At 73.1% G+C, this 23061-nt stretch carries 21 protein-coding genes and 1 tRNA gene; 7 read left to right on the top strand and 15 right to left on the bottom strand.

Features of this window, described 5'->3' with window-relative positions:
* Positions 1 to 96: 96 nt before the first annotated feature.
* Entirely contained in the window at positions 97 to 1854 is a 1758-nt protein-coding gene (locus ACZ5GH_RS21465; protein ID WP_387749483.1) for a penicillin-binding transpeptidase domain-containing protein, read from the top strand.
* 157 nt (positions 1855 to 2011) lie between these two features.
* Here the strand turns inward: ACZ5GH_RS21465 and ACZ5GH_RS21460 are convergent, their stop codons facing one another.
* The 4 genes from ACZ5GH_RS21460 to ACZ5GH_RS21445 form a co-directional block, all read right to left on the bottom strand.
* Positions 2012 to 3445, bottom strand: a complete 1434-nt coding sequence (locus ACZ5GH_RS21460) for a glycosyltransferase 87 family protein (protein WP_464335038.1) — start codon at positions 3443 to 3445, stop codon at positions 2012 to 2014.
* Between the two features lie 128 nt (positions 3446 to 3573).
* Positions 3574 to 5133 (bottom strand): amino acid permease, encoded by a 1560-nt coding sequence (locus tag ACZ5GH_RS21455; RefSeq protein ID WP_387749477.1) that lies wholly within the window; start codon positions 5131 to 5133, stop codon positions 3574 to 3576.
* 225 nt (positions 5134 to 5358) lie between these two features.
* Complete coding sequence (locus tag ACZ5GH_RS21450; RefSeq protein ID WP_387749475.1) at positions 5359 to 6042, bottom strand: ABC transporter; 684 nt, start codon at positions 6040 to 6042, stop codon at positions 5359 to 5361.
* The gene (locus tag ACZ5GH_RS21445; protein ID WP_464335037.1) at positions 6042 to 6905 is read right to left on the bottom strand and encodes an ABC transporter ATP-binding protein; all 864 of its coding nucleotides are present in this window, start codon (positions 6903 to 6905) and stop codon (positions 6042 to 6044) included. Before ACZ5GH_RS21445 ends, ACZ5GH_RS21450 begins: the two co-directional genes overlap by 1 nt.
* Before the next feature lie 163 nt (positions 6906 to 7068).
* On the opposite strand from ACZ5GH_RS21445, the gene ACZ5GH_RS21440 reads away from it, so the two are divergent.
* Both ACZ5GH_RS21440 and ACZ5GH_RS21435 read left to right on the top strand, forming a co-directional pair.
* Positions 7069 to 8397 (top strand): VWA domain-containing protein, encoded by a 1329-nt coding sequence (locus ACZ5GH_RS21440; RefSeq protein ID WP_387749469.1) that lies wholly within the window; start codon positions 7069 to 7071, stop codon positions 8395 to 8397.
* A 2-nt stretch (positions 8398 to 8399) separates the two neighbouring features.
* The gene (locus ACZ5GH_RS21435) at positions 8400 to 9281 is read left to right on the top strand and encodes a peptidase (RefSeq protein WP_387749466.1); all 882 of its coding nucleotides are present in this window, start codon (positions 8400 to 8402) and stop codon (positions 9279 to 9281) included.
* Positions 9282 to 9346: 65 nt separating this feature from the next.
* Here the strand turns inward: ACZ5GH_RS21435 and ACZ5GH_RS21430 are convergent, their stop codons facing one another.
* Both ACZ5GH_RS21430 and ACZ5GH_RS21425 read right to left on the bottom strand, forming a co-directional pair.
* Positions 9347 to 10966, bottom strand: a complete 1620-nt coding sequence (locus ACZ5GH_RS21430) for a DUF2079 domain-containing protein (RefSeq protein ID WP_464335036.1) — start codon at positions 10964 to 10966, stop codon at positions 9347 to 9349.
* A 43-nt stretch (positions 10967 to 11009) separates the two neighbouring features.
* Positions 11010 to 12200 (bottom strand): glycosyltransferase 87 family protein, encoded by a 1191-nt coding sequence (locus tag ACZ5GH_RS21425; protein ID WP_464335035.1) that lies wholly within the window; start codon positions 12198 to 12200, stop codon positions 11010 to 11012.
* A 484-nt stretch (positions 12201 to 12684) separates the two neighbouring features.
* Between ACZ5GH_RS21425 and ACZ5GH_RS21420 the strand changes: the two genes are divergently transcribed.
* Positions 12685 to 13065 (top strand): hypothetical protein, encoded by a 381-nt coding sequence (locus tag ACZ5GH_RS21420; RefSeq protein ID WP_380623811.1) that lies wholly within the window; start codon positions 12685 to 12687, stop codon positions 13063 to 13065.
* 79 nt (positions 13066 to 13144) lie between these two features.
* Here ACZ5GH_RS21420 and ACZ5GH_RS21415 read toward each other — a convergent pair whose 3' ends face one another.
* Positions 13145 to 13681 (bottom strand): DUF4240 domain-containing protein, encoded by a 537-nt coding sequence (locus ACZ5GH_RS21415; RefSeq protein WP_464335034.1) that lies wholly within the window; start codon positions 13679 to 13681, stop codon positions 13145 to 13147.
* A gap of 123 nt (positions 13682 to 13804) precedes the next feature.
* Positions 13805 to 14368 (bottom strand): S1 RNA-binding domain-containing protein, encoded by a 564-nt coding sequence (locus ACZ5GH_RS21410; protein ID WP_464335033.1) that lies wholly within the window; start codon positions 14366 to 14368, stop codon positions 13805 to 13807.
* 185 nt (positions 14369 to 14553) lie between these two features.
* On the opposite strand from ACZ5GH_RS21410, the gene ACZ5GH_RS21405 reads away from it, so the two are divergent.
* Positions 14554 to 15129, top strand: a complete 576-nt coding sequence (locus tag ACZ5GH_RS21405) for a hypothetical protein (RefSeq protein WP_464335032.1) — start codon at positions 14554 to 14556, stop codon at positions 15127 to 15129.
* Between the two features lie 175 nt (positions 15130 to 15304).
* On the opposite strand, the gene ACZ5GH_RS21400 is transcribed toward ACZ5GH_RS21405, so the two are convergent.
* Positions 15305 to 15583 (bottom strand): helix-turn-helix domain-containing protein, encoded by a 279-nt coding sequence (locus ACZ5GH_RS21400; protein ID WP_464335031.1) that lies wholly within the window; start codon positions 15581 to 15583, stop codon positions 15305 to 15307.
* A 111-nt stretch (positions 15584 to 15694) separates the two neighbouring features.
* Between ACZ5GH_RS21400 and ACZ5GH_RS21395 the strand changes: the two genes are divergently transcribed.
* Positions 15695 to 16621, top strand: coding sequence for a hypothetical protein (locus ACZ5GH_RS21395; RefSeq protein WP_464335030.1), 927 nt, complete (start codon positions 15695 to 15697; stop codon positions 16619 to 16621).
* A complete protein-coding gene (locus ACZ5GH_RS21390) occupies positions 16618 to 18411 on the top strand; it encodes a hypothetical protein (protein WP_464335029.1) in 1794 nt (597 codons plus the stop codon). Before ACZ5GH_RS21395 ends, ACZ5GH_RS21390 begins: the two co-directional genes overlap by 4 nt.
* A gap of 258 nt (positions 18412 to 18669) precedes the next feature.
* Here the strand turns inward: ACZ5GH_RS21390 and ACZ5GH_RS21385 are convergent.
* The 6 genes from ACZ5GH_RS21385 to glp form a co-directional block, all read right to left on the bottom strand.
* Positions 18670 to 18743, bottom strand: a tRNA-Ala gene (locus ACZ5GH_RS21385).
* A 94-nt stretch (positions 18744 to 18837) separates the two neighbouring features.
* Positions 18838 to 19833, bottom strand: coding sequence for a divisome protein SepX/GlpR (sepX, locus tag ACZ5GH_RS21380; RefSeq protein WP_387749457.1), 996 nt, complete (start codon positions 19831 to 19833; stop codon positions 18838 to 18840).
* 150 nt (positions 19834 to 19983) lie between these two features.
* Complete coding sequence (locus ACZ5GH_RS21375) at positions 19984 to 20568, bottom strand: GNAT family N-acetyltransferase (RefSeq protein WP_387749455.1); 585 nt, start codon at positions 20566 to 20568, stop codon at positions 19984 to 19986.
* A gap of 38 nt (positions 20569 to 20606) precedes the next feature.
* On the bottom strand, positions 20607 to 21140 hold the full coding sequence (locus ACZ5GH_RS21370; RefSeq protein ID WP_387749452.1) for a MogA/MoaB family molybdenum cofactor biosynthesis protein: 534 nt from the start codon (positions 21138 to 21140) through the stop codon (positions 20607 to 20609).
* A complete protein-coding gene (gene moaC / locus ACZ5GH_RS21365; RefSeq protein ID WP_387750568.1) occupies positions 21137 to 21577 on the bottom strand; it encodes a cyclic pyranopterin monophosphate synthase MoaC in 441 nt (146 codons plus the stop codon). The genes ACZ5GH_RS21370 and moaC overlap by 4 nt, the downstream gene beginning before the upstream one ends.
* Positions 21578 to 21704: 127 nt before the next feature.
* Entirely contained in the window at positions 21705 to 23051 is a 1347-nt protein-coding gene (gene glp / locus ACZ5GH_RS21360; protein ID WP_387749450.1) for a molybdotransferase-like divisome protein Glp, read from the bottom strand.
* Positions 23052 to 23061 lie beyond the last annotated feature (10 nt).

Raw genomic sequence — 23061 nt, 5'->3', positions numbered from 1 at the left:
CGACGCACCGATCCGGGCTGCCTAGGGTGGGGGGGTACCGCGTTTCCGGCCCCGGCCGGTTGCGCCCGGCCGCGAGACCCCTGGGGGAACTGCACCATGCGCAGTGGCGCGAAGATCGGCATCATCACCGGCGTGTCCATCGCCGTCCTCGCGGGCGGCGGCTACGGCGCGTACAGCCTGATGAGCGACTCGGGCGGATCCGAGGGCAAGAAGCCCCGCACGGTCGTCGCCGAGCCGCCGTCGGCCGAGCAGGCGGCAGCCGGCCTGAAGGACTTCCTGGCGGCGTGGGCGGCCGGCGACATCGCCAAGGCGGCCTCGCTGACCGACGATCCGGCCGCGGCCACCACCGCGCTGACCGCCTTCCGGGACCAGGTCAAGCCGAGCGCGCTGACCCTCACCCCGTTCGGTCCGACCACCCAGCAGGTCTTCTCCGCCGCCACCGGCACCCCCGCCCCGGCCCCCAAGCCGTCCGCCGCCGCCTCCGGGACGCCCGGCGCCCCCGGCGCCGGCGACTCGCCGTCCCCGACCGCCACCCCCGGGCCCACCGGCACGCTGATGTCCTACAAGGCGCGCGCGGAGTTCGCGGGCACCAACCGGGCCTGGGACTACCAGGGCTTCCTGGGCGTCGTGAAGATGAGCGACAACACTCCGGCCGTGCACTGGGCACCCTCGGTGATCCACCCCCACCTGTCCGGCAACGAGACCATCGCCGTCCAGCCGGTCTTCTCCCCGCCGTCCACCGTGGTCGACCGCAACGGCAAGCCGGTGCAGGGCGCCTCGCTCACCCCGGCGCTGATGACCACCCTCCAGGAGAACGCCAACAAGCTGCTGCCGCCGGACCCGAACAAGGACCAGGACGCGGGCAGCGCGGTGGTGATCTCCGACCCGGCCGGCAAGGGCTCCCAGGACAAGCTGTTCACCATCGTCGAGCCGAAGCCCGGCAAGCCGTTCAAGGTGACCATCGACAACACCCTCCAGGCCGCCGCCGAGAAGGCGATGACCGACCTGGGCGGCAAGCCCGGGTCCATCGTCGCGATCGAGCCGAGCACCGGCCAGGTGCTGGCCTTCGCCAACTCCCCGGCCAACGGCCAGAACCGGGCCTTCACCGGGCTGCTCGCGCCGGGCTCGACGATGAAGATCGTCACCTCGGCGTCGCTGCTGGAGGCCGGGATCAACCCGGACACCGTGGTGGCCTGCCCGGAGAAGAGCGGCAACGCGCACCCGATCCCGAACTCGTTCCCGGGCGCGTTCCCGGGCAACACGCTCCAGCAGGACTTCATGATGTCCTGCAACACGGCCTTCATCAACCAGGGCCTGGCCAGCCTCAAGCCCGAGACGCTGTCCGGCACGGCCAAGGACGTCTTCGGCATCGGCCTGGAGTGGAAGACCGGCCTGCCGAACGCGGACGGCAAGGTGCCGGCCACGCCGGGCAGCAAGGACGAGCAGGCCATGAACTACATCGGCCAGGGCAAGGTCCAGATGAACCCGCTGGCCATCGCCTCGATCACCGCCACCGTGCAGAACGGCGAGTTCAAGCAGCCGGTCCTGGTCGCCGAACTGCCGCAGCAGAAGGCCGCCCGCCCGCTCTCCCCGGACGTGGCCGCCAAGCTGAAGGCGATGATGGCCGCCACCGCCACCGGCGGCACCGCCAAGGACGTGATGGCCGGGATCACCGACAACGCGGGCGCCAAGACCGGCTCCGCCGAGGTCGCCGGCGTCGACGTCACCAACAGCTGGTTCACCGCCTACCGCGGCAACATCGCGGTGGCCGCCGAGGTGCAGGGCGGCGGCCACGGCGTGGACGCGGCCGGCCCGGCCGTCGCCTCCATCCTGAAGGCCGCCGGCGGCCGCTGAGAACCCCCGAGCCTCCGGGTCCAGAACGCCCGGAGGCGAGCGGCCGAGTCACGCCCCGAGCCGCCGGGTCCGGAACGCCCGGAGGCGAACGGACGAGTCACGCCCCGAGCCGCCGGGTCCGGAACGCCCGGAGGCGAACGGACGAGTCACTTCCCGCTCAGCCCCGCGGCAGGGCGGGCTGCGGCCTTCCCCGCACCCGGCCGGGCGGGACCGGGCGCCGGCTGCTCCAGCGCCGGGCCGCCAGCCGCGGCCAGATCAGCAGCACCGCCGGCAGCGCCAGGTACCCGAACCGCCCGGCCGGGGCCAGCATGAAGGCGATGGCGAGCCCGGCGGCCAGCAGGTCGGCCGCGGCGATCGCGGAGACCGGCGGCCGGGCCAGCAGCCAGATCGCCACCGCGACCAGGGCGATGGTCATCAGCGCCAGCGAGACCGCGTGCCCGGTCGGCCCGAAGCCGGCCAGCACCTTGCCGGGCAGCGGGCTGCCCGCCGGGGTGCGGATCGCCGTCATCCCGAGCGGGAAGCGCACCACCTGCTCGCGCAGCGCGTCCGCCTGGGCCAGTACGGAGGGCAGTATCACCAGCGCGCTCGCCCCGACCCCGATCAGCGCGGTCCGGGCGGCGGGCCGCCGGCCGTACAGCCGCCAGAGCAGCAGGACGGCGACCGGCAGCGCGGGCCAGGCCGTCCACTTCAGGGTGCAGGCGAGGGCGAGCACCAGCCCGGCGCCGACGGTGCGGTCCCGCTCGGCGAGCGCCATGGCCAGGCAGCAGACCCCGATCAGCGGCAGGTCCACCCCGCCGACCACCAGGGCCAGCGCGATCAGCGGCGAGGCGGTGAGGACCGCCAGCGGCAGCAGCGGCGCCCGCCGGCCGCTCGGGCCGGGGCCGGAGGGCCGCAGCAGCCGCCAGGCGGCCAGCAGGCAGGCGAAGAAGGTCAGCGCGAACCAGATCCGGGCGTCCCCGGCGACCCGCGCGAAGGCGGTGGAGTCCCCGAGCAGCTGGCGCGGCATCCCGAACAGGGACATCGCCGGCAGGTACGGGTTGTAGTCGGTGACCACCACCGGGTGCGGCAGGTACGCGGTGCCGGTGGTGAGCAGCAGGTGGGCCGAGCGTTCGACCACCATCACCTCGGACTGGTGGCGGCCGTGCAGGGCGAGCAGTCCGAGCGGGACGAGGACGGCTCCGACGAGGGCGACGCAGGCCGCCGCGTGGGCCGCGAAGCGGCGCGGCAGGGTCAGGCAGAGCAGCCCGGCCAGAGCGTAGGCGGGGGCCGCGATCAGGCCCCAGAGCCGCTGGTTGGGCAGGTCGGAGACGAGCGGGAAGGCGGCGGCCCAGCCGGCCGCGACCAGGCAGCCGAGCAGTTGGACGGTCCGCGTCGAGGAGAGGCGGGCGAGCCGGGCGGCGTTCAGCCGATCGGGCGTGGGCGGAAACGTGCTCTCACCACGCTGACGGGGGAAGGGCCGGGTGGAGAAGCCGCGCGGCGGCCGTCCGGATCCGGACGGCGCCTCGGTCGCGGAGGTCTGGGCCGGCGTTCTGCTGCGGCCGGTGAAGCGGCCGCGCGGGCGGGAGAAGCCGGGCGTGCGGGTGCTCACCATGGTGGAAGGTTATGGGTGTGGGCCGGGCCCTGTCGCCATGGCGTAGGACACCGGACGGGCGATGGCGCGAAAAGGGCCGCCGGGTGCCTCGGCGGTCGGCGGCCCTTCACGCGGGGTTTGCCTCCGGATCAGCCGACGGCGCTGTCCGAGGGCACGGACTGCCGCTCGGCCTGCTCCAGCCGGGAGTGCTTGATGCTGTAGCCGAAGTAGACGACCACGGCGACCACGAGGGCGATCGCGCCGGCCCGGAAGGTGTCGGCGTGCAGGCCGGTGATCAGGTAGGCGCAGAAGCCGACGCTGACCAGCGGGACGACCGGGTAGCCGGGCACCTTGAAGCCGCGCGGCAGGTCGGGCTGGGTGCGGCGCAGCACGATCACGCCGATCGAGACCACCGAGAAGGCGATGAGCGTCCCGAGGCTGGTGATGTCGGCCAGGATGTTCAGCGGGACGAACGCGGCCAGCGCGCCCACGCCGAGGCCCACCACGAGGGTGTTCCACACCGGGGTGCCGCTGCGCGGGGAGAGCTCGGCGAAGCGCTTGGGCAGCATGCCGTCGCGGCCCATCGAGTAGAGGATGCGGGTCTGGCCGTAGATCACCACGAGGGTGATGCTGAAGATCGAGATGATCGCGCCGACCGCGAAGAGCATCGCGGGCCAGCTCTGGCCGGTGATGTCCTGGAGGATCTGGGCGAGGCCGGCCTCCTGGCCGTCGAACTTCTGCCAGGGCTGGGCGCCGATGCCGGCCAGGGCGACCAGGATGTAGAGCAGGGTCACCACGACCAGCGAGATGATGATCGCCAGCGGCAGGGTGCGGCGCGGGTTCTTGACCTCCTCACCGGCGGTGGACACGGCGTCCAGGCCGATGAAGGAGAAGAAGATGCTGGACGCGGCGACCTGCACGCCGCCGATGCCGAGCGGCATGAACGGGGTCAGGTTGCCGGAGTGGAAGCCGGTGAGCGCCACGCCGACGAACAGGATCAGGATCAGGATCTTGATCGCGACCATCGCCGCGTTGACCTTCACCGACTCGCTGACGCCGCGGATCAGCAGGACGCAGACCATGGCGACCAGCAGCAGCGCGGGCAGGTTGAACCAGTGGCCCCCGCCCGGCGCGCCGGACAGCTGCTCGGGGATCGTGATCCCGAAGGCCAGGTCGAGGAACTTGTTCAGGTACTCGGCCCAGCTGACCGCGATCGCGGACGCCGAGACGCCGTACTCCATCAGCAGGCAGATGCCGACGCCGAAGGCGACGCCCTCGCCGAGGGTGGCGTAGGCGTAGGAGTACGAGGAGCCGGAGACCGGGATCGCGGAGGCCATCTCGGCGTAGCAGAGCGCGGTGAGCCCGGCGGTGATCGCGGCGATCACGAAGGACAGGATGACGGCCGGCCCGGCCGAGGGCACGGCGGTGTTCAGCACGAAGAAGATGCCGGTGCCGATGGTGGCGCCGATGCCGATCGAGGACAGCTGCCACAGGCCGATCGAGCGGCGCAGGTGGATGCCGGAGCGCCCGCCCTCCTCGGGCGCGCCGGCCGGGAGGGCGTCCTTGCCTTCGGACTCGGCGATCAGTGTCGAGACGGGCTTGCGTCGCAGCAGACGCGCACCAAGGGTGTTGCTGGCCAAAACTGCGGTCCTTCTAGGCGGGGGAGGGTGTCCTAGCGGCTGGTCACCCGGAACCCTTCCGGGTGTCATCGGGGACCAACCGAACAAACATGGGACAGTACCCGGCGAAAGCACCAGTGTCGCAAACGAACAGTCCCAACCGGCGCATTGTCCGAATTGGCGCATAGTGCTATACAAACCGGACACTTCGTAAACGGCGCTTCTCCCACTCGGCGGTCGAAGCAGCAGCTCAGCGCCCTGCGGCGATCGTCCGCCGAGCCCCTCCGCCCGTCACTCCGGCCCTCACTGCGCCCGTCACTCCGGCCGGCGCCCGGCCAGCACCGCCGTCCCCGCGCCGACCGCCGCCAGCAGGACGGCGGCGGCCAGCAGGCTCGCCCACGGCACCGCGATCCGGCCGGTCCGGGCCGCCGACACCAGCTCGCGCACCGCCGTGTTGGCCGGCGAGACCGGCACCACCAGCAGCAGTACGGCCAGCGCCAGCGCCGTCGGGATGCCGTACTGCGGGCGGCCCAGCACCGGACGGTTGGCCAGCGCCCCGGCCAGCACCCCCAGCAGCGCGCAGGCCACCGAGGCCACCAGCCCGGCCAGCACCGCCGCCCCGGCCGACGGCTGCCGCTGCGCCCCCGGGCCGGCCACCGCACCACCGACCCACCACACCGCCGCCACCTGGCCGACCGCCAGCACCAGCGACGCCGTCAGCGCCGCCAGCAGCGCGCCCAGCTGGACCCGCACCGGGCCCGCCGCCGCCACCAGGCAGGCCCGCGAGGCCGGCGGCTCCGCGTTCAGCGCGCCGCGCACGTACCAGGCGCTCACCGGCAGCAGCACCCCCGCGCCGTAGCCCAGGCCGCCCAGCAGCGGGTCGCCCACCGGCACTCCGACCACCAGCAGCAGCGCGTACGCCAGGAACGGCGGCAGCCAGGCGTGCGAGCGCAGCAGCAGCTCCAGGTGGTACCTGGTCAGCGCACCGGTCCGGGTCATCACCGCTCCCCCTCCTCGCGCCGCCGCACCGCCAGCACCCGGACGGCCGGGCGGCCCAGCAGCAGCCGGCGCAGCAGCGCGTCCGAGTGCGCGGCCGGCACCGCCAGCCGCACCGCCGTCCCGGCCAGCGCGGTGACCTCCGGCGCCCCCGGCAGCAGCGGCGGCAGCGGGGCGCCGTCCTCGACGTCCACCTCGACCTCCATCACCGGGCCGTCCGAGACCGGGCCGCACACCGGCTCCCGCGCCCCGTCCTCGACGGCGCGCAGCCCGCCGTCCGCGCCGACCCGGTACGCGGCGGTGGTCAGCCCGGCCAGCCGGGCCGGGTCGTGGTCGACGAACAGCACCGTGCCGCCCGCCGCCGCCCGCTCGGCGGCCGCCTCGTCCAGCACCGCCCGGGCCTGCGGGTCCAGCCCGGTCCACGCCTCGTCCAGCAGCAGCACCCGCGCCTCGGGGAGCAGCGCCTGGGCGACCGCGACCTTCTGGCAGGTGCCCTTCGACAGCCGGCTCAGCGGCGTGCCCGCCCGGTCCGCGACCCCGAACCGGTCCAGCCACTCCGCCGCCCGCCGCCGCGCCCGCTCCGCCGACAGCCCGTGCACCCGGCCGACCCGCAGCAGGTAGGTGGCGGCGTCGAAGGGCAGCGCCGGCGGGAAGCGTTCGGGCACGTACGCCGTCGGGCCGGGCCGCAGCACCCGCCCGGTGCTCGGCCGCTCGATCCCGGCGACCAGCCGCAGGAGCGTCGACTTGCCGCTGCCGTTGCGCCCGGCGATCCGCACCAACTCGCCCGGCCCGACCGCCAGATCGACCCCGCGCAGGATCCACCGCTCCCGCCGCCCGTACCGTTTGCCGACCGCCGTCAGTTCCATCCCGCCCCCGTCGCCGTCGCGTGCGTACGGAAGGCTATCCAGCCGCGGTAAGGGCGGCGTCAGCGAATTCCTCGTCCGCGCGCCGGAGTTCACGCCTCGGCTGGTCGAGGCACGATCCGGCCTCGTTTCGCCATCGTCAACTGATGCTCCCTAGGATCGGCGGGTGACTACCGGACGACGACCACAGACCAGGCTCGGCAGCCTGTTGGCGGCCCTGGCGATAACCGGCGCCTCGCTGCTGCTCGGCCTGCCCGCCCATGCCGACGAACCATCAGCCGGCGCCGCTCCCACGACCAAGGAGGCCCCCCGGGTCGACCTCGTCCTGGACGTCAGCGGCTCCATGCGAGAGGCCGACATCCAGGGCAAGAGCCGCATCGCGGTGGCCCAGCAGTCGCTGAACGAGGTGATCGACGCGTTGCCCGCGGAGACCGAGTTCGGCATCCGCACGCTGGGCGCGACCTACCCCGGCAACGACAAGGCCCAGGGCTGCCTGGACACCAAGCAGCTGTTCCCGGTCGGCAAGACCGACAAGGTCGAGGCCAAGACCGCCGTCGCCACCCTGCGGCCCACCGGCTTCACCCCGATCGGCCTGGCCCTGCGCGGCGCCGCCCAGGACCTCGGCAAGGGCGAGACCACCCGCCGGGTGGTGCTGATCACCGACGGCGAGGACACCTGCACCCCGCCCGACCCCTGCGACGTCGCCCGCGAACTCGCCTCCCAGGGCATCCACCTGGTGGTCGACACCCTGGGCCTGGCCCACGACGACAAGACCCGCCAGCAGCTGCTCTGCATCGCCAACGCGACCGGCGGCACCTACACCGACGTCCGCACCCAGGAGCAGCTCACCGACAAGGTGAAGCAGCTGGTCGACCGTTCCAACGACACCTACACGGTGACCCCGGTCAAGACCTCCGGCACCGACAGGTGCGAGAGCGCCCCGGTGCTCGCCCCGGGCGTCTACACCGACCGCGAGAAGTTCTCCGAGCACCGCGTCTACAAGGTCCCGGTCAAGTCCGGCCAGGAGCTGCGCGCCTCGGTCAGCGTCGCCCTCGACCGCCCGGTGGCCCGGGACTACGGGGTCCTGCTCCAGGCGACCAGCGCGACCGGCCAGGAGCTGGTCCGCGGCACCGACGCCGGCAGCGGCCGCACCGACGTGGTCTCCACCGGCCTGCGCTGGTCCACCGACGACTCCAAGGGCTACGTCACCGCGAGCCCCACCGCCACGAAGGGCTCCAAGGAGAAGCCGGAGACCACCGTCTGCCTGGTCGTCAGCAACTCGCTGGCCCCGCAGACCGGCGTCCTGGCCGACCCCGGCATGCCGCTGGAGCTGACCGTCGACCTGGCCTCCGCCTCGCCCGCTCCGGAGGGCGCCGCGATGGGCCTCGGCCGCGGCTGGATCCTGCTGCTCACCCTCACCCTGGCCGGCCTGGCCTTCGGTCTGGTCCTCGGCTGGATCGCGCGCTGGCGGATCGCCGTCTGGCGGGAGAACTGACCATGCGTACGACGCTCCGCGGCACCCTCGCCGCCCTCGCCCTGCTGCCCGCCCTGGCCCTGAGCGCCCTGGGCGCCCCGGCCGCCTCGGCCGCCTCGCCGTCCCCCTCGGCCGGCGCGAAGGGCACCCCGGCCCCGGCCACCAAGGCCGGCACCTCCTTCCTGACCGCGGTCAACCTCTCCCCCGGCCAGGACGCCAAGGTCGCCGTCTCCACCGGCGACTACCTGTACTGGGCGTTCGGCGCCTCCGAGGGCCAGACCCCGACGGTCGACCTGACCGTCGACCTGGCCCCCGCGGCCGACCGGCACGGCCCGCAGACCTGGTCCGTCGAGGTCTTCGACGGGCTGCGCCGCCGCCAGTCGTGCACCGCCGGCACCCAGAACGCCACCGCCGAGCAGAGCGCCGCCACCCTGGCGCTGAACTGCACCCTGCGCGAGGTCCGCACCTGGGCCGAGCCGTGGTCCGGCGACCCCCTGCCCGGCACCTACTACGTGCGGCTGTCGGTCAGCGACGTCCCGCAGCCGGACCTCGGCCTGGCCTCCTCGGTCCGGCTGCACGTCGCCGCCAAGGGCGACGCCGACAACGCCCAGCCGGAGGGCGGCGAGCTGAAGGCCCCGCTGGTCCCGCCGGCCGGCGGCGGCGCGAGCACGGCCAAGGCGGCCGCCCCGGTGGCCGAGGAGGAGCACTGGTACACCGGCTGGTTCTCCGGCTGGAACAGCCGCTGGTACTGGACGATCGGCGGCGGCTTCCTGGCCGCGCTGGCCGGCGTCCTCGGCTACAGGCTGACCCGACACCCGCGCGGCCGGCGGCCGGGCCACTACGGCGCCGTCCCGCCCCAGGGCTCCCCGCAGAGCGGCAGCTACGCCGGCTCGGACCGCCCCTGAGGCACTCCCGGAGGGCCGGCCGGACGTCGTTCCGGCCGGCCCTCCGGCGTGTCCGGGGGTCGTGCTCAGCCGCGGAACAGGTTGTGCCCCACGTCGGACGGGACCTCGTCCTGGACCGGCTCGTCGCCCGGCCCCGGCACGTGCTCGCCGGGGACCGGCTGATCGCCCTCCCGGTGCAGCAGCACGACCCCGTCCTCGGCCCACAGCTGCCGGTAGCCGTGCGCCAGCAGCAGCTGGATCCGCTCGGCCTGCTCCTTGTCCGTCTTGAACGGGAAGGACCGCTTGTCGCCCCGGGTGAGCACGTACTCGCGCCCGCGCGGCGTGCCGTCGACCAGCACCACGTCCGCCCGGGCGGTCAGCCGCGGCGCGATCTGGTTGTCCGCCTCGACGGACGCCCCGTCCGGGATCAGCGCGGCCGCCCGCACCAGCGCCGCCTCGCTCGTCTTCGGCGCCCAGGAGGACGGTACGGCGAGCGGCAGCAGCCCGATCGGCACCGCGGCCACCAGCGCGATCCCGGCCGCGCCGAGGCCCAGCCGGCGGGCCCGCCGCACGGTCCGCTCCGGCCGCCCGGTGGCGCTCAGCCGGCCCAGCACCTCGATCGCGGCGGTGAGCAGGATCGGCCACAGCAGCGAGTCGTAGTGCCGGGCGATCGACCAGTGGTTGGGGTTGCTGGACAGGATCCGCTCGGCCAGCAGCGGCAGCGCGCACAGCACCGTGGCCGAGCGCAGCGGCAGCAGCAGCGTGGTGCCGAACAGCCAGAGCAGCAGCAGCGGCTTGAGCGGCTGGTCGAAGGCGGCCTGCACCAGCAGGAACGGGTCGTGCAGCAGGTTGCGCAGCGCGTCCCCGCCATCGGTGCCGATCGAGCCGTAGTTCCAGTAGTAGCCCGGCTCCCCGCCCATCGCCGGGATCAGCCAGGTGATGGCGGCCGCCGAGGCGACCGGCCCGCCCAGCAGCAGCCCCAGCCCCGTGCGGCGGCCCGCCCGGTCGCCGGTGCGGCGGGTGCGCAGCAGCAGCACCAGGCCGTACGCCGCGACCATCAGGCCGAGGTCCTCCTTGGTGCAGCACAGCAGCACGGCGGCGAGCAGCACCGTGCCGTACCGGCGGGCCAGCCCGCGCTCCAGCATCAGCAGGGTCAGCGGCACCGCGAAGGCGACCTCGTGGAAGCCGACCCGGGCGGCGACCAGCAGCGGCCAGCCGAGCGCGTGGACCAGGCCGGCCAGGTCGGCGGCCCGGCGGGCGGTGCGCGGCTCGGCGTCGGCGAAGGCGTACCCGGCGATCCGCCGGATCAGCGGCACCCCGGCGGCGAACAGCAGCGACTGCCCGATGATCAGCGAGCGCGGATCGTCCCAGATCCAGTACAGCGGCGCGAGCAGCGCCAGCACCGGCGAGAAGTGGTCGCCCAGCAGCGAGAAGCCGGGCGGGAACTCGTGGTGGAAGCTCTTCAGCGTCGAGACGGGCAGCCCGAAGTGGGCGTAGCCGCGCACGCCCTGGTCGAAGATGCCGAGGTCGAAGCCGCCGAGCGCCACGGACGTCCAGCCCTGCAGGCCGATCGCGCAGGTCACCGCGAAGCAGAGCGCGGTGAGCAGCGCGGTGCGCCGGGCCGGGCCGAGCAGCACGGCCGCGGCCAGCCGGCGGGCGGCGGGCCCGGCGGCGGCCGGCGGCGGGGGTGCGGTCTGGGTGGTCACGTCAGGTCTGATCCGTCCGGTCTGGGTCCGTGGGTCCGGGCCGTCAGGTCCGGTTCGTCAGCTCGGGGTCGCGGTCCGGCCTGTCGGCCGCCAGGGCCCGGGCCCCGCCGGTGGCGTCCACGGCCTGTCGCCGGGCGCGGCGCAGCCGTAGGCCCACGACGACCAGGACGGCGATCGCGATCGGCGGGTAGATCGCCCCGGGCAGCTGCCAGTACCAGGCGACCCCGCGGCCCCAGCGGTGCGGCACCGTCCACATGACGTGGGAGAGGAACACCAGCAGGGCCAGGCCGAACAGCACCTTCCGGGCCGTGGTCCTGGCCTCCACCGCCAGCAGGGCGAGGAGCGGGACGCACCAGACCCAGTGGTGGGTCCAGCTGATCGGCGAGACCAGCAGCGCGGTGAGGGCGGCGCAGACCGCGCCCCAGGCGTCGGCCCGCCGCAGCACCCGCGCCGAGCGCCCGGCCAGCACCGCCACCCCGAGCCCGCCCGCCCCGACCAGCGCCGAGGCGACGAGCCCGACCACGCCCGGGTCGTTGACGTCGAGCAGTCGGCAGACGGCACCGCGCAGCGACTGGTTGTCCACCAGGACGGTCACCCCGACCCGGCTCGGGTCCCAGAGGTAGTCGGTCCAGAACCCGTACGAGGCGTCCGGCAGCAGGGCCCAGCCGATCAGGCCCGCCGCCAGGAAGGTGCCGGCCGAGACCAGCGCGGCCCGGACCCGCCCGGTCAGGAAGAGGTAGACGGCGAACAGGCCGGGGGTGATCTTGATGGCGGTGGCCAGGCCGATGCCCACGCCCTTGAAGCGGTCGCGGTCCGAGCGGGTCAGGTCCCACAGGACCAGGCAGAGGATGCCCAGGTTGACCTGGCCGTACTGGAAGGTGGTGAAGACCGGCTCCAGCCAGATGCCGAGGCCGGTCGCCAGGACCACCACGGCCGCGCGGTGCTGCCTGGGCCAGCCGGCCAGCTTGAGCGACAGGTACACGGCCGCGGCGAGCAGCGCGTAGTTGAGGAGCATCACCAGGACGCGCAGGGTGCTCACGTCGAACCAGGTGCTCGGCACGAAGAGCATCGCCGCGAACGGCGGGTAGGTGGCCGGCAGGTCCCAGCCGGGCAGCCGCATCGCGTACAGGTCCTCGCCGCGGACGACGGCCTGGCCCTCGGCCCGGTAGACCAGCATGTCGACCATGGTGGCCCCGTGGGTGTGCCGGAACCAGGCGAACACCGCCAGTGACACCGCCGCCACGCAGGCCGCCGGGAGGGTCCGGGAACTCGGTCTTCCGGTTTCCGCCGCGCCGCCGGATTCCTCCGGGCCCGTCCGCCGCCCCCACCGTTTCAGACCGAGCTCGCGCACCGCGATGGCACCCCGTTGAGATAGACCAGATCGTTCCCTCGTCAGCGTCTGGGCCCACCCACCATAACCGACCCCCCTGAGCCCCAAACCGCGTCAGAAACGGGCCCGGAAGGGTGATGTGATCCGCCCCACATCCGGCCGGGGGGCGGCCCGCGGTCGGGCCCGGCACCGGCCCGGGGACCCAAAACGCGAAATCCCGCCGGGAGTTGCCTCCCGGCGGGATTTCGTCGACCGGCCTGAGCCGGTCCGTTGGGTGGGCTGTTCACGAGTGGCTTTGACCAGGAAAGATCCGAGCGCGTTGAAGATCGCTTCCCATCGTCTTGGTGATCGCTTCCCGAGTCGTGGCCCTGTCGGTGATCCTGTACGGATGCTGCTTCCCGAGACCGCCGCACAGACCGAACTGATCGAAGTGGTCCGCATCACCGCACCGACGGACTCGGGCACCCTGGTTGGCGATGTTCTGGAGATCTGGGTGGAGGACCAGGCTCGGGAGGTGCTGAACCTGGTGGCCGAACTGCCCGGCGACGAGTTGCATCGGTGCTTCGTGCCCGGCTACGGCATTCGGGCTCACAGCTCCGCCGATCTCCTCTTCGAGATCGCGTTCTGCTTCCGCTGCCACGGTGCCCTTCTCCTGGGGGCCGGCGTCCCGGCCGGGCTACGGCGCATCCAGGGCTTCGATCCAGACAGTGGGCCCGGGCGCGAACTTCTCGAACGCTTCCGTGCCTGCGCCGGGAGGGTCGGCGAGTAGTCGGCGAACCTGGTGGGTGCCAGCACGTCGGGCACACTGTTGACGGTGCTCGGAGCACGGCCGACGCGTTGATCCGACCCTATTCCGCGTAGAGCTCTGCCAGGCGGGGCAGCCGGCGGCTCAGCTCGTCGTCGTCCTCGAAGTCGAAGCCCCATTCCGGGTCCAGCTCTGGATAGCGGTTGGTTAAGGAGTCGTTGGGGAGCTCCTCGCCGGTTGCGATCTGGTGGGCGTTCCAGGCCATGCCCAGGGCTTCCTCGCACTCGATGTCGATCCCGTCTGCGGCAAAAGCACGGACTGCGGGAAGATCGGCGAGCGCATCGGGATCGCCGATGGCTCGCTCGAACGTCTCACGGCCCTGGGTGATCAGCCAGCCGCGGAAGTAGTCGAACCCGTCGTCGGAGCATCCGCCGTTGATCACGTAGGCGGCGCCCCAAAGGGGGGCTCGATACGAGTCAGCCATCAGGCCCCAGAGGATCTGCTGGGCGGCGACGATCTCCTGGACCGGGCGAAGCGCGAGCAGTGCGGTCGCCTGCTCGGCCACAGCGTCACCGTTGTCCGGAGCCGGCACCTGCGAGCGGGCTTCCTCGATCAGCTTCCAGAACTGCTGGGTGTCCATGGCAGCTGAGCATGCCACCGTCCCCTGACAGCCCGGTTCGAACCGCAGTCGACGGGCGGACGCGCGCCGGCCGGAGGTGTTGCGTTGCGTGGCTCGGGTTGAGGCCGCGGGGGCTGCACGGAGTTACGGCAGACATCTGGTCGACAGGATGATCCGCCGTCTTCCCAGGTCGACGGCGAGGATTCGTACAGAGATCTCCTGACGTTCCTGGGCAGCCTGCCCGGCATCCTTCGTGGGCGAGCCGGAAAGCTCGATGGAAGGCACGAGTCCCTCAACGCAGTGGGCGATGCGGACGAATGTTCCGATCGGCACGGTCTTGGTGACGCGTCCGTTGACGACTTGGCCAATGCGGTCGGCGAAGGTGGGCAGCAGGTCCTCGTGGTGGGCCCACGCGGCGAGCGTGACTCCGACCTGGTGGTTGTGATCGGCGTGCCAGACGACTTCCCCGGTGACATGCTGGCCGACCGCGGGCAGGTCCAGGCATCTGGGCATGGCGGTGATCTTGGCGAGGCCGACGGCGTCGGGCCGGCCGTCGATTGCGAGGAACACACCGAAGGGCTGCCGCCCGACGACCTCGCCTGTGATCCGGGTGCCGATGGGCAGGGCTCGGACGGTTTCGGTCCAGGCTGCGCGGGCGGTGGCTGCTCGGTCCTGGTAGTTCTCCCAGGGCCAGGAGTACTCACTCATGTGCTGATCATGGCAGTCGGGAGTCGTGTCCGCGCTGGTTCGTGCGCCAGCGGTCGGCGAACAGCCAGGCTGCGGGTCGGAGTTGTTCCGTTTGCGGCAGATGTGATCACGCCCTGCGGGCGTTTGGGGTCTGGCCCTACGGTTGCGCACGGCATGTGGCCCGTTTGGGAAGGCAGGGTTCGGCGATGGCGTCGTTGTTCCAGCGGCTGGACGAGGAAGAGGCCATCGTTCGTGGTGAGCTGGACGTGCTGCGGGCCAAGCTGGCGGCGGCGGAGGAGCGTCTGGCCCGGCTGACGATCACTCGGGAGACCGCCGTGCAGTTGCTTGGCGGCCCAGAGCCCGCTGATGGTCCGGCTTCTGCTCGGGTGCAGGCGCCTGTCATCCAGGAGAGGGCTTGGGGCCCTGCCGCACCGTCCTCCTTGGCCCCCGATGAACCGACGCCCCAGCCTGTCGCTCCCACGTCCGGGTTCACGCCACAGGCGTCCGTCCCGCACCCGGCGCGGCCGGCGGAGTCCCAGCGGCTGGACTGGGCTGAGGGGCTGGAGCGGATTCTCGCGCTGCTGGCCACCTCGGGGCGGGTGATGCGGGCCCGGGAGATCACGGCGGCGATCGGCGAGGAGGTGTCTCCCGCGCGGATCGAAACCACCAGGGGCCGGTGCAAAAGCCTGGTGAAGGAGGGGAGAGCGGTCGAAGTGCAGCCCGGACAGTTCCGGATTGCCACGGTTCCGGCCGAGGAGGAGGTGGTGCGGGGCGACGGGTAGTCGCCTTGTGGGTGCCGTCGAGAGTCGACCTCGACGGCACCCGGTTGCGTGAGCTCCTAGCAAGGCGCTTTCCGCATGCCCGAGCGTAGTTGAGGTGACTGGCGATTCGGAGCGGGAAGCGCGGAATCGCCGTGCCCTGGTCACGAAGACTCGCGGGACCGGGCGGAATCGAGACTCAATGCCTCCCACCTCGGTCAATTCCGGTATCGACCGGCCACAACACCACGCCGGTGAACGCATCGAGACGGGCCACGGTCGCCACGTCGGGCCAGGACCGGCCGGCCAGCAGGTCCGCGATCGCCTGTCGGTTCACGCCCGAGCCGGCAGCGGCTTGGCGAAGGCTCAAGCCTTGCCCCGTGAGGGCGTCGGCGAGGCGGCTGGAGATGATCCGCACGGCCTCAGCGGCCGTGTCGGCGCTGGCCTCGCGGGGCCAGGCTTCCGGATCGTCGGTCATCTCCCGTGGGGGGCGCACGCGGGCGCTTCCACCGACCATGCTCACACCATCCTGTCCGTTGAAGTGGATCAATCCCCTGACGGCTGCTTGACCAGCCGGTATTCGTGGACCGTGACCCTTGATCCGGAGACGTCCGCGAAGATCGCCCGCTACCGGCCCCGCCAGGCCCCAGCTGCCTGGGAGGACGTCGCACCGCTCGTGCGGTCCGTCGTCGCGGCGACGGTCACCGCGGTGCCCTACGACGTCGAGCGGCTCCTGCACGCCACGGCCGGCCTGGCGCTGTGGGCCGAGGAGAACGGGCTGCCACGAGACCCTGACGGCTGGCTGCGGAGCGAGGTCATCGACGCGTTCGTGCTGTCCCGGGCGGGCGTTCTCGCGCCGACATCGGTGCAGACCTACCGCACCTGGCTGCGGCGCGTACGGGACGCACTGGCCTGGACGGACCGGGGCGAGCCCGTCCCGCCCAAGCTGCACGCACCCGCCAATCCTCACGAGCCCTACAGCAGCAACGAGTTGGCCGGGCTCCGGGACTGGGCCTCGCGCCTGCGCGGACAGCAGCGAACCGACGCGCTCGCCCTGCTGGGGCTCGGTGCCGGCTACGGGCTGATGCCCAGGGAAGTCGCCGCCACCAGGGGGCTGGACCTTCGGCGGCACGGACCGGGGCATCCGCTGGTCCACACCGGCATCGAGCGCTCGCCTGTGGCCGCCCGCGCCCAGTGGGAAGACGTCCTGGCCGACCTCGCCGATGCGGCCGGCGGCCGCTACCTGTTCCGGCCTCGCCGCACGAAGCCCTACGCGAAGAACCTCATCGGCTCCTGGTCTCACCTGCACCAGCCCACCGACGGCCTGCCACCGCTGTCGGTCGGCCGACTGCGGACCGGCTGGATCGTGGAACTGATGCGCGAACGCATCGACCACGATCTGATCGCCAAGGCCGCAGGGCTCGCCTCCGCCGCCTCACTCGCCCGCTTCCAGCACTTCGTCCCGCCGCTCGACGACGCCACCGCGGCCCGGCTCCTGCGCGGCAGGACGGCGTGACCCTTCCCCGCACGTGGCGGGACGCGAACAAGGCCCGGCGGCGTCGACCACGGCCGGTCACCGACGCACCCGCCGAGATCCCGGATTCCAAAGTCGGCCAGGTCGACTTCCTGCTCCACCACTCCGGCGCGCTCGACCTGATCGACGCGGAACTGGCAGGCCGACCCGGCCCCGGCGGACTGCCCGTCCGCACCGTGCTGGTCGGCGTGCTGCTGGCTCTGCACTACCACGCGAGCGGGAACCTGGCCGACGCCTGCCGAGTCCTGCTCGACCAGATCAGCCCCACCGCGCGATCCTGGCTCCACGTCCCTGAGATCGACCGGGATGACCCGTGGGCGCGCAACGCGTTCTGCCAGCGCGTCTACCGATCGTTCGACCGCCTGACCACCGCCCTGGACCCGGCCCGCACGGACCGCCGCCGCAGGCTCCCGCTCGCCGACGCGATCGTGCACGCCTCCGCTTGGGAAGACGACGACGCCGAGCATGTGCGCCGCCGTGACCTCCTGCAGCAGATCAGCGACCGCCTCGTCCTGGTCACCGTCCGCCTGGCCCACCGGCGAGGACTCTTCAAGGGCTGGCACGGCGACGTAGGCGCCGACACCACAGCCTTCCCCGCCTGGCACCACCCCCAGAGCGACCGCCGCGGCCTGGCATCGGTGGAGATCACGGCCGGCTGGCACTTCAGCGGAGGCAGCACCGAGGGCGTCTTCGGACACAGCGCCACCCTCCTGGCCGCGGTCAGCCGCCGCCACCCCACCGGCCACCCGGCAGCCGGAACCCGGACGAGCAAGCACCCCCAGCTCATCCTGGGCGCCGTCCTCGACAGCCCCGGCAAACGCGTCGGCCCCAACGCCGTCCACACGCTCCAAGCCCTCGTCCCACTCGGCCTGCCCGTCGGCCTGCTCGCCGCCGACCGCGCCTACACCGACCAGACCACCGAGCACTTCCAACTGCACGTCCGCCGTTTCGGCTACCAGCTCGCCCTCGACTACAAGCAGGATCAGCGCGGCGTCCAGGGCAGCCACCTCGGCGCCGTCCTCGTCGACGGCACCCTCGCCTGCCCACTCATGCCCGAGGCCCTCGCCAACGCCACTACCGGGCTCGACGACAAGACGGTCCGCGATCCCGACGAGAGACTGCGGCAGCGACTGGCGGCCAGGGAGCCCTACTTCCTCAAGCGCAAGCAGGGTCCCGACCGACGCGGAACGGTCCGCTTCCAGTGCCCGGCCTCCGGTCCGTCCCCATCCGTGACCTGCCCCCGTTTCAACCGCGCGCACCGGCCCCAGGCGGGTCTGCCCACAGTGGTCGACCTCACCAGCTCCCGTTCCACCGCGGCCCACCTCGCCGCGAAGCCCAGCGTCCAGATCGCCCCCGTCGAGCGCCTGCGGCCGCTCCCGGCCGAGGACCTGCCGAGGATCTGCCGCAAGCCGACGATCACGGTCCGTCCCGGTGACCTCGGCAAGGTCGACAAGCTCCGGCAGGACCGCCCCTACCTCGGCGCGGCGTGGCACGACGCCTACAAGCCCATGCGGGCCCACAACGAGGCCGTCAACGGCCGCGCCAAGGGCCACCACATCAACATCGCCGATCCGAAGAAGCGCCTCGCTCACGGACGCGTCGCCCAGGCGATCCTGCTCGCCCTGATGATCCTCATGATCAACCTGCGGACCATCCAGGACTGGCTCCGCACCACCAGCCCGGAGCTCACAGCGACGAACGCCATCGACGACTACGACGGCCTCGTGCCAGCCCTGGCCGGCTTCAACGGCCTTCCCCCACCGCCCGGCTGACGAACAGCTCACAGAAGATCCGAAGAGATCTGCATCACACAGCCGTTGGCCTGCCACTCGACGGCAGTTCCGCATGCCCGCCGCAGCCCGACCGCCCCCGAAGCAGCCCAAGCGACCCCGTGATCTGCGTCACGAAGCACCATCGCCATCGCACGCCACCTCGAACAAGCCCACCCAAAGCAGAAATCCCGCTCAGCCGAACCGGCCGAGCGGGATCTCATGACCACTTACGAGTCAGACTCGTAAACAGTCGTTGGGTGGAGCTGAGGGGATTCGAACCCCTGACCCCCTCGATGCGAACGAGGTGCGCTACCGGACTGCGCCACAGCCCCAACGAGAAGAAACTCTAGCACCTTTCGGAGGGGGCCTGTGACCACCCCCGGATCGCGGTGCCGGTCGGGGGGGGTGGCCGGGGCCTCCCCCGGGCTACTCGTTGGCCGCGCGCGGGCGCGACTCGGGGGCCTGGGGGTCGGCGTACTGGTCGAAGAGCGGGGTCTTGCGGGGTTCGGCGGGGCGGCCCGCGGTCCAGGTGCCGGGCGCCGACAGGTCGAGGCCGCGGGAGACCCGGGGCGCGACCGGGGCGGTCACGTAGGTCGGCAGCGGGACGGGCACCGGCTCCCAGGAGTCCGGGCCGGCCGCACCGCGCTCGCGCATGCCGTCCACCCACTCCTCGTGCTCGGTCGCCTCGGCCACCGCGGAGGCGGAGGGCACCGAGACGGTGGCCTGCTCCGGGTCGGCCGCCAGCCGCAGGTGCGGACGGCGGACGGCCCGCTCCTCGGCGGGCGCGGCCGGAGCCGGCTCGGCGGAGGCCTCGGCCGGGGCCGCGCCGGGAGCCGGGGCCCCGGCCCGCTGCTGCTCGCGCTTGCGCAGCCGCTCGGCCGCCTGGGCGGCCCGGACCCGGTCGAGCTTCACCTCGTACCGCTGGCGCTCCAGCTTGCGCAGGTGGCCGATGTACAGGGTGAGGAGCACCGCCGGGACCGCCGGGACCCAGAGGAAGGCCAGTCCGGCCACCGCGGCGACCACCGCGCCGAGCGCGAAGGAGAGGAACAGGGCGGTGACCATCCGGCGCCGGCGGGCCAGCAGCTGCGCCCGGCGCTCGGTGCCGGCCCTCGACTCGGGGACCGGCCGCTCGGCCGGACGCTGCGCCGGGGGTTCGGGCTCCCGTGCGGGGTCGTCGGAGGCGGTCCCGTCCCGTTCGGGAGGACCGTCGTCGCTCTGCTCGTCGTCACGCGGTTCGTCGCCCAGGGCCCGGGCTGCCCGCCGCTCCAGCGCCGAACGCCCGGCCAGCAGGCGGATGGCGGTGCTGAAGCGTTCCGTCGGGCGCGCCTCGTTGAGTTCGTCCTGCCTGCGGAGCCACATCGGCACCAGATAGGCGGCCCAGGCCCCTACGATGACGGCGTAGATAAGGCCGCTACTGCTCACGATTCACACCGTACGGGCGCCGGGGAAGGCCTGGCAGCAATTTGGCACGGCGTGTCGTGTGATCAAGCTGATTCTCCGACTATTTTGCCGCCATTTGTGGGGGTCCGGTGCCCCGCCGATGCCATATCGATATTTCTTTCGAACATATATTCAATTACTCAGCCCGCGCCCGGAACTGAGCGCCCGCCAGCGCTCCAGCATCCCCTCCGGGACCTCCTCGTCGGTCAGCGCGTACACGAGGTGGTCGCGCCAGTCCCCGTCGATGTGGAGATAGCGCGGACGGATTCCCTCCGAGCGGAAGCCGAGCTTTTCCACCACCCGCCGGCTCGGGGCGTTCTCCGGGCGGATGCAGACCTCGATCCGGTGCAGTCCGAGCGTGCGGAAGCAGTAGTTCACCGACAGCGCCACGGCGGTCGGGATGATGCCCCGGCCGGCCACCGACTCGTCCACCCAGTACCCGATGTTCGCCGAGCACATCGACCCCCAGGTGATCCCGCCGACGGTCAACTGGCCGACCAGCCGGCCCTTGTAGAGCACGACGAAGGGCAGCATCCGGCCGGCCGAGGCCTCGCCGCGCAGGAAGCGGACCATCTGCCGGTACGTCGGCCGGGACCCGGCCGCCTGGCCCGCCGCGCCGGGCGGCACGGTGGCCTCCCAGCGGCGCAGCCAGTCCCGGTTGCGGCGGCTCACCTCCTGCCACTCGCGCTGGTCGCGGGCCCGGATCGGGCGCAGCACGACCTCCCCCTCGTGGAGTTCTACCGGCCAGCCGGCGTTCAGTGCCCTCTCCTGGATGCTGGAGCCCCGGGGTCCGGGGCGTCGGTCCGGGGGTGGTCCCCGCCGCCGAGCTGGTCGACGGCGTGGGCGAGCAGCGGCTCCAGGACGGCCAGGCCGTCCTTGACGCCGCCGGTCGAGCCCGGCAGGTTGACGATCAGGGTACGTCCGGCGAGCCCGGCGAGCCCGCGGGAGAGCGCCGAGGTGGGCACCTTCTCCCGGCCGTACGCGCGGACGGCCTCGGCGATGCCGGGGATCTGGCGGTCGATCACCCGGGCGGTCATCTCGGGGGTGAGGTCCATCGGCGAGATGCCGGTGCCGCCGGTGGTCAGCACCACGTCGTAACCGGCCGCGACGGCCTCGCGCAGCACGGCCTCCACCGGCTCGCCGTCCGGGACGACCCGGGGGCCGTCGGCGGCGAAGCCCATCGCGGTCAGGCCGGCCACCAGCAGCGGGCCGCCCCGGTCCTCGTAGACCCCGGCCGAGGCCCGGTTGGACACGGTGACGGCCAGCGCCCTCCCCGCCGTGCCCGTCACGCGTCCACCTCCGGGGCGAACCAGTCGCCGCTCTTGCCGCCGGTCTTGCTCAGCACCCGGACCGACTCGATCGTGGCGCCCTTGTCCACCGCCTTGACCATGTCGACGACGGTCAGCCCGGCCACCGCGACGGCGGTCAGCGCCTCCATCTCGACGCCGGTGCGGTCGGCGGTCTTCACGGTGGCGGTGATCTCCACCGCGTCGTCCGCGACGGCGAGGTCGACCTTGACGCCGGAGACCGCGATCGGGTGGCAGAGCGGGATCAGGTCCGGGGTCTTCTTGGCGCCCATGATCCCGGCGATCCGGGCCACCGCGAGGGCGTCGCCCTTGGGCACACCCTCGCCGCGCAGCAGCTCGACCACCTGCGGGGAGACCCGCACCCGGCCGGCCGCGACGGCGGTGCGCGCGGTGGTGGCCTTCTCGGAGACGTCGACCATCCGGGCCGCGCCCTGGTCGTCGACGTGGGTGAGGCGGTCGCCGGGGGGAGGTGTCGTCACGGGTAACTCCAGGGGCGCGCAGGTCGAATACCGCGCTACCGTACCGTTCCCAGGTCCTCGGGGCCGATCAGGAGTCCAGCAACACCACGTCCACCTCGCTGCCGGCGGGCAGTTCGGTGGTGTCCTCGGGGACGGTGATCAGACAGTTCGCCCGGGCCAGCGCGCCGACCAGGTGCGACCCGGCGCCGCCCACCGGCTCGACCGTGCCGTCCGCGGCCGAGTAGCGGCCGCGCAGGAACTGCCGGCGGCCGGCCGGGGAGCGCAGCGCCGCCGGGCAGAGCGCGCGGACGACCGGGCGGTGCACGTCGGCGGCGCCGAGCATGGTGCGGATGACCGGGCGGACGAAGAGCTCGAAGGAGATGTAGGCGCTCACCGGGTTGCCGGGCAGGGCGAGCAGCGGCACCCCGGGTGCCCCGCCGATCCGGCCGAAGCCCTGCGGCTTGCCGGGCTGCATCCGCAGCTTGCGGAACTCGACGTCGGCGGCTCCGCCGTAGGTCTCGAAGACCTCCTTGACCACGTCGTACGCGCCGACGCTGACCCCGCCGCTGGTGACGATCAGGTCGGCCCGGCCGAGCTGCTCGTCCAGGACGGCGCGCAGCCGGTCGGCGTCGTCCGGGACGGCGCCGACCCGGTAGGCGATGGCGCCGGCCTCCCGGGCGGCCGCGGTGAGGGTGAAGCTGTTGGAGTCGGCGATCCGCCCGGGGCCGACCGGTTCGCCGGGCTGGACCAGCTCGCTGCCGGTGGACAGCACCACGACCCGCGGGCGCGGGCGGACCTTCACGGTGGGGCGGCCGATCGCGGCGAGCAGGCCGAGCTGGGCGGGGCCGAGCCGGGTGCCGGCCTCCAGCACCCGGGTGCCGGCCGCGACGTCGCTGCCGCGGCGGCGGATGTGCGCGCCCTCGGCGACCGGGCGCAGGACCCGGACCTCCTCGTCCGGGACCGGCGCGGTCATCGCGGCGGCGGCCACCCCGGTGCCGGTGCCGCCGTCGGTCCACTCGACCGGGGCGACGGCCCGGGCACCGGGCGGCAGCGGGGCGCCGGTCATGATCCGGGCGGCCTGGCCGGGGCCGACCCTGGGCAGCTCGTCGGCGCCGGCGGCGATGTCGCCGACCACCGTGAGCACCGACGGGTAGGTGTCGGTGGCGCCCTCGGTGTCGGCGGTGCGGACCGCGTAGCCGTCCATCGAGCTGTTGTCGAAGGGCGGCAGGTCGCCGTCGGCGACCACGTCCTCGTCGAGCCGGCAGCCCTGGGCGTCGAGCAGTCCGAGCTCGATCGCGGGCAGCGGGCGGACCGAGGCCAGCACGTCGGCGAGGTGCTCGTCCACGGTCCAGAGGCGGGGGGCCGCCGGGGCCGGGTCCGCTCCGGCGTCGCAGCAGGCGCTGGGCGTGGTGCTGTGCTCGGTGGACCCGGTCATCGGCGACTCG

The sequence above is a fragment of the Kitasatospora sp. Xyl93 genome (assembly GCF_055383135.1).
This window is presented reverse-complemented; position numbering and strand designations above follow the sequence as displayed.